Origin of the sequence: Psychrobacter sp. TB20-MNA-CIBAN-0197, assembly GCF_040309765.1 — a bacterium.
Taxonomy (GTDB): domain Bacteria; phylum Pseudomonadota; class Gammaproteobacteria; order Pseudomonadales; family Moraxellaceae; genus Psychrobacter; species Psychrobacter submarinus.
On the sequence record NZ_JBEOPC010000797.1, the window covers coordinates 1 to 263 of the forward strand.

At 40.3% G+C, this 263-nt stretch carries 1 protein-coding gene; it reads right to left on the reverse strand.

The window, feature by feature from the left end:
* The coding region (locus AAEY83_RS16040; protein ID WP_351060573.1) for a DUF3530 family protein at nt 1-206 on the reverse strand (206 nt) is incomplete at its 3' end.
* Between the last annotated feature and the right edge of the window lie 57 nt (nt 207-263).

Consider the following 263-nt stretch of genomic DNA (forward strand, 5'->3'; position numbering starts at 1 on the left):
GCTTTACTAGGGGCTGTTTCTGCTTCATTAGGCGTTGCTTCGGCCATTTTACTTGCTTGCCAATCAATGTCGGGTACTGTCATTGCGTAGGTGCTGTAGCCTAAATTATTAAGCTCTTTGCGCAAGTAACTCATACCTGAATTATTGGTAGGTGAAGAGTGCCAATCGGGTATAAGTATTACGATACCTCTAAAGTTACTACTCATATATTCGCTATAAAGGCTTAAAAATTCCGTTTCACCCGCTAATATTGGCTTTATTTC